Source organism: Glycomyces tarimensis, assembly GCF_054776215.1.
In genome coordinates, this window is the sequence record NZ_BAAHCB010000002.1 from 315959 (window position 1) to 330822 (window position 14864).

The window sequence follows — 14864 nt, forward strand, 5'->3', positions numbered from 1 at the left end:
TATCTACTCGTTGTCGTCACTCGGCGGTTTTGAAATGGACCTGCGCGAAGTTCTCCGCGGTGAGCGGTGAGACGTCGGGCGGGTACACGTTCGGCGCGAACGCGATCGACGGCGGCGAGTGCGAGATCGGCAGGCCCGGAAGCTCTTCCATGATCAGCTCGTTGGCGTTCGTCCACAGGTCGACGCGCGCCTCGGGGTCGGGTTCGGACGCGGCCTCCGCGAGGGCGTCGAAGATCGCCTGGTTCTCCAGGCCCCACTCGGTGGACTCGGTGGCGAACCAGGTGCCCAGGAAGTTGTACGGGTCGGCGAAGTCGCCGGTCCAGCCGAGCAGGTACAGCGGGCAGTCGCCGTTGCGGGTGGCCGGGATGTACTCGACCCAGGTGATCGGCGTGGCCTCGACGGTGACGCCCACGGCCTCGAGGTCGGAGGCGATGATGTCGAAGATGTCCTTCGGCGCCGGCATGTAGGGCCGGGTGACGTCGGTCGGGTAGCAGAACTCGAGGGTGAGGTCGTCGGCCCCGGCCTCGCTCAGCAGCTCTTCGGCCTGATCGGGGTCGTACTCGTAGGTGACGACGTCCTCGGACCAGCCTTCGAGGCTCGGCGGCATGAACTGGGTGGCGACGGTGCCGCCCGGCGGGAGCACCGAGTCGACGATGCGCTGCCGGTTGACCGCGTAGGTGAGCGCCTCGCGGACCTGGTGGTCGGCGAGTTCCTCGTAGGTCTGGTTGTAGGCCATGTAGAGGATGTTGAACACGCCTCGGATGGGCACCTGGAATCCGGCGTCGATCAAGGGCTGGACGTCGGCCGGGGCGGCGAGGTCGTAGCCGTGGATGTCGCCGGCCTCCAGGGCCTGGCGGCGGGCGTTCTCGTCGGAGATGGTGCGGAAGATCAGGGTCTTGACCTTCGCGGCGTCGCCCCAGTAGTCGTCGTAGCGCTCAAGGGTGACCGACTGCTCGCCGTGGTCCCACTCCGCGAGGGTGTACGGGCCGGTGCCCGCGACGGTGCCGGCTTCCTGGGTGTAGTCCGGGAGCGGGTCCTCGGCCCCGGAGATCTCGATGTCGGAGACGGCCTCGATCGTGGCGGGGCTCATGATCGCCATCGAGTCGAGGGTGAACGCCCCCGGGAAACTCGAGGTGTACTGGCTCAGGTTGATCGTCGCGGTGAGGCCGTCGGCCTCGCAGCCTTCGTAGAGGGGCTCGGATTCGATGCCCATCTCGGGGTCGTTCTCGGCGAAGCCGCCGAAGACCGACGAGTAGTAGTACGTGAAGTTCGGGGACTGCGCGGCGCCGGTGAAGTTGAACCAGCGGTCGAAGTTGGCGCAGACCGCGGCGGCGTCGAGCGGGGCGCCGTCGTGGAAGGTCACGCCTTCGCGCAGGTCGAACGTCCACTGCGTGCCCTCGGAGTTCTGCTCCCACGACTCGGCGAGGCCGGGCGAGGGCGTGGTGCAGTCGTTCTCGAGGAGGGTCTCGAAGACCTGGCGGGTGACGCGGAAGGTCTCGCCGTCGGAGGCGAAGATCGGGTCCACGCTGGCCGGGTTGCCGGGCGTACCGAAGACGAACGGGGTCTCCTCGTTCGCCGCCTCGTCGGGCGTGCCGGCATCGTCGGTCCGCTCGGGGCAGGAGAAGTCGAAGTCCTCGGCGGTCTGGGCGTCCTCTCCGGAGTCGCCCTCGCTGCCGCAGGCGGCGAGCAGGCCGAGTGCCAGCGCCGCGCTGGCCGCCGCGCCCAGGGCGCGTCTGGCTGGGAATGGTCGAGACGTGCGCATAAGGTGTTCACCCGTCGTTCGTTGAGTATTCGGAGGTATCCAACAGACTACGACCCCGTGAGTTACGCCACTGTTAAGCGTTATGCAACCGTGATCGATTCGGCAACTATTGTTACCTATGGTGCGCACCCTTGCGTGCCATCGACATCAGTTGCGGCGCAAAGAATCCGGAATTTCCTCCGCATTTGCGGGCGGTCCCGGGGCAGGCCCGGCGCATACGACGGCGCCGCCCGGACGAAGCCGGACGGCACCGTATCGATTCGGTCGCACCGCGATCGGCGGGGACGGGGCGTGAGCGTCAGTCGACGTCGCGGCGGCCGGAGAAGGCCCGCCCGAGCGTCACCTCGTCGGCGTACTCGAGATCGCCGCCGACGGGCAGGCCGCTGGCCAGCCGAGTCACCTTGAATCCCATGGGCTTGACCAGCATCGCCAGGTACGTCGCGGTGGCCTCGCCCTCGGTGTTCGGGTCGGTGGCGAGGATGAGCTCCTTGGTCTCGCCGCTCTGGAGCCGCGTCATGAGCGAGCGGATGCGCAGATCGTCGGGGCCGATCCCTTCGAGCGGATTGATCGCGCCGCCGAGGACGTGATAGCGGCCCCGGAACTCGCCGGTGCGCTCGACGGCCAGGATGTCCTTGGGCTCCTCGACCACGCAGATGAGTTCCTCGGTGCGGCGCACGTCGCGGCAGATGCCGCAGCGCTCGGACTCCGAGACGTTGCCGCACACGTCGCAGAACCGCACCTGCTCCTTGACGCGGTGCAGCGCCGAGGTGAGCCGCTCGACGTCGACCTTCTCGGCGGCGAGCAGGTGGAAGGCGAGCCGCTGCGCGCTCTTCGGGCCGATGCCCGGCAACTGCCCCAGCTCCTCGATGAGGTCGCCGAGTGCCCCGTCGTACAACGCCGCTCCCTACATGCCGGGGAGGCCGAGGCCTCCCCCGAGCCCGCCGAGGGCGTCGCCGAGCGGGCCCATCTTCTCCGCCGCGAGGCGCTTGGCGTCCTCGGTGGCCGCCTGGACGGCCGCGAGGACGAGGTCTTCGAGGGTCTCGACGTCGTCGGGGTCGACGGCCTTCGGGTCGATCTTCACGCCCTTGAGCTCGCCGTCGCCCGTGACCGTCGCGGACACCAGGCCGCCGCCCGCCGAGGCGGTGACCTCGGCCGAGGCGAGCTCCTCCTGGGCCTGCATGTAGTCGGCCTGCATCTGCTGGGCCTGCTGCATCAGTTTCTGCATGTCTCCGCCACCGGGGAACATGTGCATCACTTCCTTGAAGTCGTGTGGTGGTGCCTCAAGCCTAATGGCTGCCTATCGGCTTCGCCCCGAACGCGTCGGCGAGCAGCTTGACCGCCTGTTCCTCACTGGTGCCGAACGAGCCGGGGGCGACCGGGTCGTCGGCCGAGGGCTCGTCGTAGTCGTCCGGCGGCGGCTCCTCGTATGCCTCGGTCTGTGGCTGCGGCCGCTGCCTAGGAGGCGGGGCCGCCTGCGCTTTTGGGGGCGACTTGGGTATCTCCGCCGCCTCCCCGACCTCGCAGCGGACCTTCCAGGTGCCGCCGAGGACCTCGCCGAAGACCTCGACGACGGCGCCGTAGGCGGGCTCCTTCTGCAGCGCCCCGGCGTGGAAGGCGTGCTTGAAGACGAGGACGACCTCGCCGTCGGAGGCGTCGGCGACGGTGGCCTCGGACAGGATCGCGGCGGTGGTGCGCTTGCGGTCCTTCATGGCCATCATGATCCGGTCCCACTGGCGGCGGATCGAGGCGGCGGTGACGCCGACGGCGGTCGCCTCGGGCGCGGGGGGCGGCGGGGAGGCCGGTGCGGCGGCCTCGACTCCGGGTGTCGCGGCGGGGACCGGCTCCGGCTCGGGATCCGGCACGGGTTCGGGGGCCGGCTCGGGTTCGGGGGCCGCGGCCGGAACCGGATCCGGCACGGGCTCGGGGGCCGCGGCGGCGGGCCGCTCGGGCGGGCGCTGGGCCTGTCGCGCCACCGGGGCAGGCGCGACCGCGCCGGCGCCGCGCTGCTCGAGGGACTCCAGGCGCTGCAGGAGTCCGGCCATCGACTCCTCGGAGCCGGGCAGGATCGCCCGGACGCACGCGAGCTCGAGCAGGAGCCGCGGCGCGGTGGCGCCGCGCATCCCGGCGAGGCCGTCGGCGATGACCTCGGCCATCCTCGTGAGCGTCGAGGTGCCCATGCGGGTGGCCTGGCTGGTCATCTTCGAGAGCTGGTCGGCCGGGGCGTCGATGAGGCCCGAGGAGGTGGCGTCCGGCACCTGCGTGATGACGATGAGGTCCCGCAGGCGCTCGAGCAGGTCCCCGGCGAAGCGACGGGGGTCGTGTCCGCCCTCGACGACGCGTTCGACGACCTCCATGACGGCCGCGCCGTCGGCGGCGGCGAACGCCTCGCACATCTCGTCGAGCAGGCCGGCGTCGGTGACGCCGAGCAGCGCCGCGGCCCGCTCGTAGGTGACGCCTTCGGGACCGGCGCCGGCGATGAGCTGATCGAGGACCGAGAGCGTGTCGCGCGCCGAGCCGCCACCCGCCCGCACCACGAGCGGGTAGACGTCCTCGGCGACCTTCGCGTCCTCCTCCTCGCACAGTTGCTTGCACAGCTCGCGCATCGCGGGCGGCGGGATGAGCCGGAACGGGTAGTGATGGGTGCGCGATCGGATCGTCGGCAGCACCTTGTCCGGCTCGGTGGTCGCGAAGATGAACAGGACGTAGCTCGGCGGCTCCTCGACCAGCTTGAGCAGGGCGTTGAAGCCCTGCGCGGTGACCATGTGGGCCTCGTCGATGATGTAGATCTTGTAGCGCGACTCCACCGGTGCGAACACGGCGCGTTCGCGCAGTTCGCGGGCGTCGTCGACGCCGCCGTGGCTGGCCGCGTCGATCTCGATGACGTCGACCGAGCCGTGCCCGTCGGCGGCGAGGGACCGGCACGAGTTGCACTCGCCGCACGGCTCGGCCGTGGGGCCCTGGGCGCAGTTCAGCGAGCGCGCGAGGATGCGCGCCGAGGAGGTCTTGCCGCAGCCGCGCGGCCCCGAGAAGAGGTAGGCGTGGTTGAGCCGGCCGGCTCGGATCGCGTTGATGAGCGGCTCGGTGACGTGCTCTTGGCCGACGACTTCGGCGAAGGTCTGCGGCCGGTATTTGCGGTATAGCGCGAGTGCCACGTGTTCCTCCAGCTCTGCCCTCACGGCTCGCCTGATGTACGCCTCGCCTTCGGCGAGGGCATACGAAGCCGTGTGTTCAGCTTCGTTCGGCTCTGGAGCCAGGGTACGGCCCCGGGCCGACATCTCGCGGTCCGACCGGCCCGGTTGCCGACGATCGCACACTCGTGGAGGGGCGCGCCGTTCACTCGTCCGTCTGGAGCTTCGCGACCTCGGCCTGGAGACCCTCGCGGGTCAACCGCAGCTGCTCCTCGGCGACCTCGACCGCCTCCAGGAAGCTGTGGGCCCGCACCAGCTGCCGGATGCGGTCCTCGGCCTCGGTGTCGCGCTGGCCGTCGTTGTAGCGCCGGTACTCGGCCACGGCCCGATCGGCCTCGGCCTTCGCGCGCTCCTGGGTGCGCTGCATGAGCTCGGCGGCCTGGCTGCGCGCCTGCGCGATGATCTGCCGGGAGTAGTGCTGCGCCTGGTTGACGTAGCTCTCGGCCTGCTGCTGCGCTTGCGAGACCAGGTTGACCGCGGTGGAGGTCGGCGTCACGGGCGCCGACTGCGCGAGACGCTGGCTGCTCTGCTGCGACTGCCAGTTCCGCAGCGCCTCCTTGAGTTTCTCGGCGTCGGCCCGCAGCGCGGCCTCACGCTGATCGCGACTGGCGAGCTCGTCGGCGACGAGGGCGAGGAAGCGGTGGACCTCCTCGGGCTGGTAGCCGCGGCGCGTCAGGCTCGTCATCGAGAACCGTGCGTTGTTGACCTGTCCGACGGTGACTTTCGCGCCGGACGACCGGTAGCTGTACATGGTCGAACGTCCTCTCTCATTCGCCCCAGGGCTCATAGTGGACAGCGTCCGTCGGGATGCCGGAGTCGAACAGGAGCTTCCTGCTCGCCTCCACCATTCCCGGCGGTCCGCACACGTAGACGTCGGCGCCGGCACAGCGCCTTTGGGCAAGGGAGAGTTCTGCCGGGGAGCCGATCCGGACGCCGCTGCCGAAGAGGTCCTCGTCGGCGCAGGGCACGAATTCGAGCCAGTCGTACCTCGCCTCCAGAGCGCGGAGATCGTTGAGGCAGTACAGGCCGGTGGCGCTGCGCGCGCCCCAGTACAGGGAGACCCGCCTGGGATTGGTGGCCACCTGCTCGAGGAGCGCCTTCATCGGTGCCACGCCGGTGCCGCCCGCGAGCATGCAGATCGGCCGGTTCCCTCCGCCGCGCAGCGTCAGCCCGTTGCCGACCGCGGGGCCGAGGCGCAGGCGGTCGCCGGGCTGGACGATGGTCACCAGTGCGGTGGAGACCTCGCCGCCGTCGACGGCGCGGACGTGGAACTCGATGGTGCCGTCCGCTCGGGGGGCGTTGGCGGGCGTGTAGTGGCGCCACACCCGCGGTCGCAGGCTGGTGCAGAGCGTGACCGACTGGCCCGGCAGGTAGTCGAGCCGCGATCCGGTGGCGACGGTGATGACGGCCGTGTCGAGGTCGAGCCTGTCGTGGGCCACGACTTCGGCGTCCCACCAGGCGGGCGCGCGACCGGCCACCTCGTCTGCGGCGTCGGCCATGGTCGCGGCCACCAGTTCGTACGCCGCCGCCCAGTCGGAGGCGATGGCGGGCGTCCAGTGGGGCCCGCTGAAGTGCTCGAGGGTGGCCAGGAGTGCCTCGCCGACCGCCGGATAGTGGTCCCGGAGGGCCCCGAACTTGCGGTGGTCGCGTCCGAGCTGCTGGAGCGCGGGGACGACCTGATCGATGGTGTCGACGTTGCTGACCACGGTGCCCAGTGCCGTCACGAGCTTGTCTCGCTGATTGGCCATGTTCATGGGGAACATGTCCCGGACCTCGGGGTGAGAGAGGAACAACGTCGAGTAGAAGTACAGCGGGACCTGGTCGCCGTGCGCGGCGACCAGGCTCCAGTTCTTTTTGAGCCTTTCGGCGTCGATCATGGGCCTAGGGTCTTGCTTCGATGATGTCGGGGGCTACCGAGTCGAGGACTTGGCCGACGGAGTCGATGATGTCCTTGGGCACCTCGAGTTCCTCGAACACCGCTACGAGGTGCGTGGTCACGGCCTTGTACTGGCCGGGGGTGATGTCCATGCCCCGGTGCGCCTCGGCGAGCTCGCGGCCGCCGTACTCCTTGGGGCCGCCGAGGACTTGGGAGATCATGGCGACCTGGTGGCGCTTGAGGCGCGGCAGATCGGTTTCGGTGAAGAATCGGGACAGCTCATCGTCTTCGAGCAGGCGCCGGTAGAACCGGTCGACCGCCTCGGTGACGGCGGGGGCGCCGCCAATTCGGTCGTACGCCGACATTGGCTGCCCATCCGTTGCATTCATGGTCGGTCATCCTCAAATGTGATGTCTGATTCGTCGCCCGATGCTACCGGGCCTGCCGACGCACGTCCATAGTGATACTCATGTTTCACAGTTTTCCCTCGCTACCAGCGCAGATGGTAGCGAAACGACCACACAAAGCGGTCAAGGCATGGCCGCGGACTCGTCGCGGAGAGTGAACGGCAGGGCCGTTTTCGGGCACGAAAAAAGGCCCTGTCACCAGGGCCTTTGTGGAGCCGCCTGACGGAATCGAACCGTCGACCTATTCATTACGAGTCCTTCGCAGCTTACCCCCGTTTAGCTGCGGAAACGTGGATACACCGTGGCCTGTATCCACGGTGTATCCACAAGGGCGCCTATTCGGGCTTCATCCGCATCACTTCATCGATCTTCTGATGCCAGTGCTCGTCGAAGCCCTCCATCACGTTCGCGTACTTGTCGAGTAGCACTTGCACGCTATGGCCCGCCCACAGCGCGACCTGCTTGACCGGTACGCCCGCGTAGAGGCGCAGCACGATTCCGGAGTGCCGAAGGTCGTATGGGCGCTTCAGGTGGGCGCTCGCGCGCTCGGTCGGCCCGTAGGCGAACTGGCGGGCGTGCCGCATGACGTTGAGGTAGGTCGAGCTTTGGATTGGGTTGCGGTTGACGCTGCGGAACAGTCGGCCGTCGGGTCCGACGCCGTAGCTGTCGATGTGGTGGCGAAGCAGCTCCACGAGGCGCGGCGGAATCGGGACCGGCCGGGTCTCCCCTACGCCCCGGTGCTTGAGTTCCTGGATCTCGTGGCGCTCGCCGGAGTCGGTCCAGTCCTTGCCGACATCCGGTTCGGCCGCCTCCAACACGAGCTTGCCCCAGCCCTCGCGTGGTAGCTGGCACTGGTCGATCCCGAGCGCAATGACCTCCTCGGGTCGCATCATCGCGTAGTACATGCTCCCGAAGAACGCCACGAACCGCCACCCCTGCCCGGCGCCCACGTACCCCACGGCGGTCAGCAGGTGCTCGACCTGCTCGGTGTTGCCGATCTGCTGGGGCTTGATGGCCTTGACCACCTTGAGCTTGCGCGGCTTCTCCCAGCGGAGCGCCGGGGAGTCAAGTGGGTTGGTCTCGACGATGCCTTGCGTGATCGCGTATTCGAAGACCGCGTGGAGGGTGACCTTGCGCCGCTGGAACGTCGATGGCGCGGCGGGCGTGCCGTCGAGATTGCGCATCAGCCGGTCGAGCACGCGGCGCAGCTCGGCGGGCTCGGCGACGACGCCGGCCTTCGGGCACTTCTCGTTCGCCCAGTCGAGCAGCCGGGCCTCCTCTGCCGGGGTCGCCGCCTCGGCAGAGCGCTTCTTGAACGTCCAGTGACGTAGGGCCACTCTCAGCGCGTCCCGCTTGGTCTCAGTGGTGTCGGGCAGCACGGCCATGGTGATGTCGACCAGCATTGCGGCGGTGCCTTCCCGGCTGTTGCCACGGCTCCGGTCCCACTTGTAGGCCGCGTAGTCCCGAGCGTGTTCGAGCCAAGTGGGCTGGTTCCTGGCCTCTTCGGCGCGCACCATCGACAGCGGCAGTCCCGACGTGAGGTCGAACGCCTCGCCTCGGTTCATCGCGGCCCGCAGGTCGGCCTCGAAGCTCTGCGCGAGCGGCTTCTTCGCGTAGTACTTGCTGTGCGGGGTGGTGCCCTTGCCGACCCGCCAGCGGACGTTGTAGGGCCGCTCCTTGGCACGCTCCACCTTGCGGAGCTTGTAGATCACCACGTCGTAGCTGGTGTTCACGCGTAGACCTCCACGTTGTCTTCGAGGGCTTCGAGCCATTGGTCAAAGTCGGTGGTGCGGCAGCGCAGTTGCCCGTTTGGCAGGCGGTAGCACTTGGGCGCCTTGCCGTTGGCCCGCCACTGCTGCCAGGTGCGGCGCGGCAGGGGCCCGTTCTCGTCGCCGAGGTGTTCGAGCATCTCGGCGACGGTGAGGAAGTCGCGGTAGAACTGCCGCCGTGCTTCGCGGCGGCGGGTTGCTTCGGTTCGCGGATGTGTGCGTGTCATGCTGGCCTCACAAGTTCTCTGCATGGTCGGTCCTGGTGTCGCTAGCGCCAGGGCCGTTTTTCGTGTCTGGATGTCCGATTCAGAGATGTTCGAACGGTCGTACGCATCTCTGGTTTTCGCAGGTCACAGACTTAGAGATGCGTCGGATGCGTGGGATGCGTCGGACGCATCTCCGGCTGTCCACAGCCCTTCGGCCGGGGTCGTCTCGACCACGCGGTAGCGACCGGAGGCGTCGGCGTGCAGCCAGCCCTCATCGGTCATGCGCTTGAGCGCGCCCTTGACGGTGGGTTCCTTGAGGCCGGTGCCGCCCGCGATGGCGCGCGGTCCGGAGTCGGGATGGCCCTTGAGGAAGGCCAGGATCGCGCCGCGCGTGTCGGTGGTGGTGTGGAGCTTCGGGTCGCCGTCGAGGAGCGTCCAGGCGCCCGTGGCGGGGTTGAAGCCCATGGCGTGCTCGGTCTCTTCGACGTCGCGGCCGGTGATGTGCAAGATCCCGTCCGCCTGTCCCCTGCCGCGCTTGAGGACCAGCGTGGCGTCGGCAGCCCCGGCGATGCCGTTGGTACCGGACACCTCGGTGAGGAAATCCTCGCTTCCGGCCTTGCGGATGTGGTGGACGGCGACGATCGCGATCCCGTGCTTGTCGGCCAGGCGCTTGAGGACGCCCACGGCGGCGTAGTCGCCGTCGTAGGCGCCGACGCCCGGTGTCGGCGCGGGCCGCACCTTGGCGAACACGTCGACCACGATCAGCCGCGCGTTCGGGTTCTTGGCGATCCACGCTTCGATCCAGGCGTCGCCGCCTCGGTCAAGCCGCGGGCACTCGGTCAGCAGCGTCAGACCCTCGGGAGCGGCGGCCCCGGCGAGGATGGTGCGCATCCGGGCTTGCAGGCGCCGGGCGGTGTCCTCCAAGGCGAGGTAGAGCACGGCGCCGGGGTCGACGGGGATCTTCCCGAACGCCTTCCCGCCGGAGGCGATTGCGATCGCCAAAGCGAGACTTGCCCAGGATTTGCCGACCTTCGGCGGCCCGCACAACAGCGACAAGCCCTCGCAGAGCATCCCCGGTACCGCCCAACGCGGTTCGGGGAAGACTTCGGCCATGAGCTGGTCGGCGGTCCAGGCGATCTGGCGCGGTGCGGGATCGAAGACGCCTTCGGCGTCGCTGTGGTGGTGGTCGGGTTCGGGCTCGAACATGAGGGTGGCCTTCCTGGTGGCTAGTGGTCTGCCGTGTCGGCGGGCAGGGTGCGCGGGTTCTTGGCTCCGGCGGCCAGGCCGGAGGCGATGGTGCGCGCGGCCTCGTTGGCTCCGAGGCCGCAGGCGGTGGCGGCGGCGGTGAGCGGTTCGGCTGCTTCGTCGTCGGCGAGGTAGCCGCCGGCCACGAGCTGTCCGAGGGCGACGGCAGCGCAGTAGAGCCGCTGGTTTCGTCCGCCCTCGCCGGTGGCGGCGACGTCGCGGGTCTCGCGGTCGATGGCGGCGGCGAGGTAGCGCTCCAGGCGCGCCGAGCGGCGCTGTGCGCGCCGCAGGCGAGCCTGGGCGGGTGTCGGTGTGCCCGTGGCCGTGTGGGGCCGCTGCGGGGCCGGTGTGAGCCGTTCGGCGAGCCAGGCCGGGAGCGGCGCGGGATCGGCCGGGCAGGTGACGGCGTACGGTTTGCCGTCGACCACCGAGCCGGGCGCGAGGACGTAGCCGCCGTGCGAGCGAGTGTCGACCAGGTAGGCGAGAGCCCCGGCGGTGCTGCGCAGCGGCGCGACCCCGGCGGGGTGGGCGAAGTACAGGTGCCAGCCGCCCGAAGGCGTAGCGACAGTGAACGTCTCCCCGAAGCCGGTTTCACCGCCCGCCTCGGCGGCGATCTGGTCGTAGCCGACCGCTCCGGTGTAGATCGAGCCGTCCGCGTTGTAGCGCTGCTGGCTGCCCTTCGGTCGGTCGAGGTCGACCACGACCAGAGAGGCCGGGCCGCAGGCGAGGCCGATGTTCCACGCCCCGGCGCGCCAGCAGCGTTCGATCCGCGCGGTGTCCGTGGTGGCGCGGTGCTCCCAGTTCTTGATGGCGGGCCGCTTGCCGCCGGGCACGAGGGGGAAGACCGGCCAGCCGCGATCGGCGGCGGCCAGGGCGGCGTGGAGCAGAGCGTTCATTTGCGGCCTCCCGCAAGCTCGGCGCCAGTGTGGGCGAGGCGGTGCAGCAGCTGGGTGCCGATGAGTTCGGTGTAGGCCGGCGGGATCGCCTGCGACAGCTCGTCGCGGGTCATCCAGTCGATGCCCATGACCCGGCGCCACTGGGCGACGCCGTGGTAGACGTGGCCGCCGTGCCCGAACACGCTGACGGTCTTGGGCGGGTGATGGCACGGCGGGACCAGGACCAGCCCGATCGGCATGTCGGCGAACTCGAACAGGCGGTGGCGGACGATCCCGTAGGGGCCGTCGCGTAGCTGGGGGAACATCGACCCGCACAGCACCAGGTCGGCCCGCAGCGGCGCGCCGGGCACGTTCTCCATCACCCACGGCCGACCCGACGCCTCCAGCAGGCGGCGGGTGGCGTCGACCAGGTCCGGGTGGCTCCGGCCGTGGATGACCCGCGCCGAGGTGAACGCCTGGCACGGCGGGGAGGCGTGGATCGCGTCGAACTCGTGCCCGTGCTCGGCGACGTACTCGAGCGCGTCGGCCTGGACGAACGCGAACGGGTACCGCGGCTGGGGCCGGATGTCGACGCCGACGACGTCGAACCCGGCCCGGTGGTAGCCCATCGCGGCCCCGCCGGCGCAGCAGAACAGATCAAGCAGGCGTCTCTTGGTGTCCATTGGTGTCGGTCCTCTCGGGTGTGGGCCCGGCCCCGCACGGGGCCGGACCGGTGGTCGGGTCAGTAGTGGTCGGCGAGTCCGGCGTCGAGCAGGCAGTCGTAGCAGTCGCCGTCGACGCAGCACTCGTAGTCGTCGCCGCAGATGCAGGCGTAGGGGTCGCCGCGCCGGAAGTCGCCGCCGCAGTCGTGGCAGGTGGTGCAGGCGCTCGCGCCGCAGTGGACGCAGGTGGCGTCGGTGTCGGGCATGGTGTTGGTGTCCTCTCGGGTTAGTTGCGGAAGCGGTCGTAGTCGGTCTCGCCGTTGCCGCTGTGGCGGTATTCGGCGCGGGCCCAGTGGTAGAGCCGCCTGCCGATGCGCGGGCGGCGGCCGGTGCTGTCGCAGCCGGGGCATGCCTTGCCGGGCTTGCCGGCGCAGCGGAGGCAGCGCCCGAACGGGCTGACCGCACACCACAGGCCGTAACAGAGCGTGACGAACATGGCGGCGGCGATAGCGGCGAGTGTGGGTGTCACAATCTCCTCCAGGAGCGGTTTTAGGGTGAGGTCGACCAGGGGCTACTAGCTACTAGTGCCCTGATCAGGTGGTCTGTGTCGCGCTAATCGTGTTGCTAGCGCTAGCGGGGGTCGCCGCTATCGTTAGCGGCCTCCCGGGTCGCTCACGCCCCTTTCTTTCGGTCACGCTCAGTGACGAAATTGCGGATGTCGTCGTGGCCGATGCCGCGCCGGTTGATGGTCTTGCCCGACCCGTCGCGGCGCCCGACCTGCTTGACCAGCTCGTGCGCGCCGCAAAGGCGCAGGGACCGGGTGAGCTGCGCGGTCTTGTGCTCCTCATCGAGGCCGGCCCACAAGCCGTAGGCCTCGGGGCGCAGCTCGGCGAGGCGGTCGACCAGTTCGGCGTTCCATGCCGACTTGACCCCGGAGGGCCAGGCCGCGAGCAGGTCGGCGGCCAGGTCGTAGGCAGGCTGCGTGTCGGCTTCGGTGGCTTCGCCTGCGGCGTAGCCGGTCAGGCGCCCGGCGGCCTCACGGGCGGCGCGGGCGTGGCCGGCGATCTTCTCGGCGGCGGGGCCGTCCACGAAGTGGTTCTTGACCACGGTCGCCGCCTCGCCCTCGCCCACGAGGTAGGCGATGCCCTTGTCGTTGAAGGAGAACGCCGAGGCACGAACGCCCTGCTTGTACATCGAGGTACCGAGCACCATGTCGTTGGCGACCTGGCCGTTGACCTTCAGGCACAGGCGCAGGACCGCGTTGTCGGCGATGCCCTTGGGGATCGACTTCGAGTCCGGGCGCTGCGTCGCCAGCCACAGCATGATGCCGGTGGCCGGGCCGCGCCGCACCAGGTCTTCGGCGAGGGCTTCGGCCTCGTCGCCGAACTCGGGGTGCTCGAACAGCCGCTGGCACTCATCGATGCTGATGAACACCGGATGCAGCCCCAGCGACTTCTTGCTGGCGAGAGCGTCGGTGACCTTGTTCTCCGGGCACACATCGCTGGGCAGGTCGCGGATGACGCGGGTGCGTCGCTGCATGTCCGAGTGGACGCGCCGCAGGTCAGCCATGACATAGGCCAGGTCCTCGTCCTCGTCTCCGGCCCGGTAGGCGTGCGCCACCGGCGCGACCGGCTTGAAGTCGCCGGTGCCTTTGAGGTCGAAGGCGTGGATCTCGGATCGCACGTCCAGGGCGGCGGCGAGCATGAGCAGCCGGGCGGCGAAGGTCTTGCCCATGCGCGGGATCGCGCCGATGACGCCGGAGGCGTACATCAGCGTGGTCTTCACCGCCCGGCCCCTGGGGTCGGTGCCGACCTGGACGGGCTCGAACAGGTTGACCGCCTTGCCCTTCGCGTGCGGCCACGCGGGCTGGCACGCCGAGGCCATATCCTGGTCCCCCACCCAGACGACCAGGCGGCCGGGGTGGATCTCGCCCCGGCCTTCAGGCCAGACGCACCCGACCGGGCGCGCCAGGCCCGAGGCGAGCTTGTCGCGCCGTTCCATGACCTCGGCAGCGGTGACACCGAAGGGCAGATCGACCTCGGCCCTCCAGCCCTCGCCGTCGCGCACGATCGGCGCGACGAACGCGATCGCCTTGGGGTTCTTGCCGATCGCGGTAGTGATCCCGCCGATGCCCAGGCTCGTGAGCGACCGGTAGACCACCTCGGAGGTCAGCGGCGCCAGGCTGGTCTTGACCACCGCCGTGTCCAGCAGCGGCCGGTCGGCCGGGCGACCGACCAGGCCGCAGGCCGCGACGGTGACCACACCCAGACCCCACGACCACAGGCCCCCGGCGCCGAGCGCGGCCAGCACACCGACCGCGCCGGCACCGCCGACGACCGCCGAGACCAGGCCGCGCCAGCGGACGTGCCGGTCACGCACCAGCACCAGCTTGCGGTACGCCTCGTAGTCGTCCCTCGCGGCCGTCGCGCTGCGCAGCGGTCGGCCTTCCTCATCGAAGCACCAGCGGCCCCACATCGCGGCCAGCCGGAACGCCCCACGCGGGGCGTACAACGCCACGCGCGCGGCATACAGCGGCCCGCGCACCGCGTGGTACGCCAGGCGGTGCAACGCCAGCCGCGCGGCTCGCTTCGCCTCACCGGTCAGGCCGGTACGGGACTTCGCCCACTCCGGCAGGACCGGCCGGGCCTCGCCCGTACCGGTAGGCGTACCGGTCTGGGCTTCGACCGAGTCGACCGGTACCCCCGGTCCCGTCTCAGCGTCGCCCGGACCGGTCGGGCCGGGGTAGGCGTCCTCGGGCAGCTTCGCGGCCCAGGCGTCCCAATCCCGTTCACCCGAAGGCTTGCGCGGGACTTCCGGGCCGTCCTCGCCCGGTTCGGTCTGGTCGTGGTGGTCGGTGCTCATAGTGGTCTCCTC

Annotated in this window: 14 protein-coding genes and 1 pseudogene; all 15 read right to left on the minus strand. The window is 69.9% G+C overall.

The genetic code is table 11. The annotated features are described in order from the left end of the window. Window positions 1-16: 16 nt before the first annotated feature. Window positions 17-1762 (minus strand): ABC transporter substrate-binding protein, encoded by a 1746-nt coding sequence (locus ACYVK3_RS03565; RefSeq protein ID WP_460495872.1) that lies wholly within the window; start codon window positions 1760-1762, stop codon window positions 17-19. Between the two features lie 298 nt (window positions 1763-2060). After that, a complete protein-coding gene (gene recR, locus ACYVK3_RS03570) occupies window positions 2061-2657 on the minus strand; it encodes a recombination mediator RecR (RefSeq protein WP_460495873.1) in 597 nt (198 codons plus the stop codon). Window positions 2658-2666: 9 nt separating this feature from the next. Further along, complete coding sequence (locus tag ACYVK3_RS03575; protein WP_460495874.1) at window positions 2667-3008, minus strand: YbaB/EbfC family nucleoid-associated protein; 342 nt, start codon at window positions 3006-3008, stop codon at window positions 2667-2669. A 46-nt stretch (window positions 3009-3054) separates the two neighbouring features. Continuing rightward, a pseudogene (locus ACYVK3_RS03580) lies at window positions 3055-4914 on the minus strand (DNA polymerase III subunit gamma and tau); the annotation flags it as partial. Between the two features lie 181 nt (window positions 4915-5095). Continuing rightward, complete coding sequence (locus ACYVK3_RS03585) at window positions 5096-5701, minus strand: DivIVA domain-containing protein (RefSeq protein ID WP_460495875.1); 606 nt, start codon at window positions 5699-5701, stop codon at window positions 5096-5098. A 16-nt stretch (window positions 5702-5717) separates the two neighbouring features. Further along, entirely contained in the window at window positions 5718-6827 is a 1110-nt protein-coding gene (locus ACYVK3_RS03590) for a globin domain-containing protein (RefSeq protein ID WP_460495876.1), read from the minus strand. A 4-nt stretch (window positions 6828-6831) separates the two neighbouring features. Then, window positions 6832-7191 carry a group I truncated hemoglobin gene (locus tag ACYVK3_RS03595; RefSeq protein WP_460495877.1) on the minus strand — a complete coding sequence of 120 codons (360 nt, stop codon included), beginning with the start codon at window positions 7189-7191 and terminating at the stop codon, window positions 6832-6834. Window positions 7192-7568: 377 nt separating this feature from the next. Beyond that, window positions 7569-8966: a tyrosine-type recombinase/integrase gene (locus ACYVK3_RS03600; protein WP_460495878.1), complete on the minus strand. Its 1398-nt coding sequence runs from the start codon at window positions 8964-8966 to the stop codon at window positions 7569-7571. Beyond that, window positions 8963-9229 (minus strand): helix-turn-helix transcriptional regulator, encoded by a 267-nt coding sequence (locus ACYVK3_RS03605; RefSeq protein ID WP_460495879.1) that lies wholly within the window; start codon window positions 9227-9229, stop codon window positions 8963-8965. The genes ACYVK3_RS03600 and ACYVK3_RS03605 overlap by 4 nt, the downstream gene beginning before the upstream one ends. A 123-nt stretch (window positions 9230-9352) precedes the next feature. Continuing rightward, window positions 9353-10414 (minus strand): AAA family ATPase, encoded by a 1062-nt coding sequence (locus tag ACYVK3_RS03610; RefSeq protein ID WP_460495880.1) that lies wholly within the window; start codon window positions 10412-10414, stop codon window positions 9353-9355. Window positions 10415-10434: 20 nt separating this feature from the next. Further along, a complete protein-coding gene (locus ACYVK3_RS03615) occupies window positions 10435-11349 on the minus strand; it encodes a bifunctional DNA primase/polymerase (RefSeq protein ID WP_460495881.1) in 915 nt (304 codons plus the stop codon). Continuing rightward, a complete protein-coding gene (locus tag ACYVK3_RS03620; RefSeq protein ID WP_460495882.1) occupies window positions 11346-12011 on the minus strand; it encodes a DNA cytosine methyltransferase in 666 nt (221 codons plus the stop codon). The genes ACYVK3_RS03615 and ACYVK3_RS03620 overlap by 4 nt, the downstream gene beginning before the upstream one ends. Before the next feature lie 59 nt (window positions 12012-12070). Beyond that, window positions 12071-12256 carry a hypothetical protein gene (locus tag ACYVK3_RS03625; protein ID WP_460495883.1) on the minus strand — a complete coding sequence of 62 codons (186 nt, stop codon included), beginning with the start codon at window positions 12254-12256 and terminating at the stop codon, window positions 12071-12073. A 20-nt stretch (window positions 12257-12276) separates the two neighbouring features. Then, a complete protein-coding gene (locus ACYVK3_RS03630) occupies window positions 12277-12519 on the minus strand; it encodes a hypothetical protein (protein WP_460495884.1) in 243 nt (80 codons plus the stop codon). Between the two features lie 143 nt (window positions 12520-12662). After that, window positions 12663-14864: cell division protein FtsK (locus ACYVK3_RS03635; protein WP_460495885.1), on the minus strand; the 2202-nt coding region annotated here is incomplete at its 5' end.

What these genes read in the sequence shown, in the direction of transcription:
- ACYVK3_RS03615 (WP_460495881.1), bottom strand. Translation starts at nt 11,349, where the DNA reads ATGAACGCTCTGCTCCACGCCGCCCTGGCCGCCGCCGATCGCGGCTGG.
- ACYVK3_RS03625 (WP_460495883.1), bottom strand. Translation starts at nt 12,256, where the DNA reads ATGCCCGACACCGACGCCACCTGCGTCCACTGCGGCGCGAGCGCCTGC.
- ACYVK3_RS03605 (WP_460495879.1), bottom strand. Translation starts at nt 9,229, where the DNA reads ATGACACGCACACATCCGCGAACCGAAGCAACCCGCCGCCGCGAAGCA.
- ACYVK3_RS03590 (WP_460495876.1), bottom strand. Translation starts at nt 6,827, where the DNA reads ATGATCGACGCCGAAAGGCTCAAAAAGAACTGGAGCCTGGTCGCCGCG.
- ACYVK3_RS03585 (WP_460495875.1), bottom strand. Translation starts at nt 5,701, where the DNA reads ATGTACAGCTACCGGTCGTCCGGCGCGAAAGTCACCGTCGGACAGGTC.
- ACYVK3_RS03595 (WP_460495877.1), bottom strand. Translation starts at nt 7,191, where the DNA reads ATGTCGGCGTACGACCGAATTGGCGGCGCCCCCGCCGTCACCGAGGCG.
- ACYVK3_RS03565 (WP_460495872.1), bottom strand. Translation starts at nt 1,762, where the DNA reads ATGCGCACGTCTCGACCATTCCCAGCCAGACGCGCCCTGGGCGCGGCG.
- ACYVK3_RS03620 (WP_460495882.1), bottom strand. Translation starts at nt 12,011, where the DNA reads ATGGACACCAAGAGACGCCTGCTTGATCTGTTCTGCTGCGCCGGCGGG.
- ACYVK3_RS03610 (WP_460495880.1), bottom strand. Translation starts at nt 10,414, where the DNA reads ATGTTCGAGCCCGAACCCGACCACCACCACAGCGACGCCGAAGGCGTC.
- ACYVK3_RS03575 (WP_460495874.1), bottom strand. Translation starts at nt 3,008, where the DNA reads ATGTTCCCCGGTGGCGGAGACATGCAGAAACTGATGCAGCAGGCCCAG.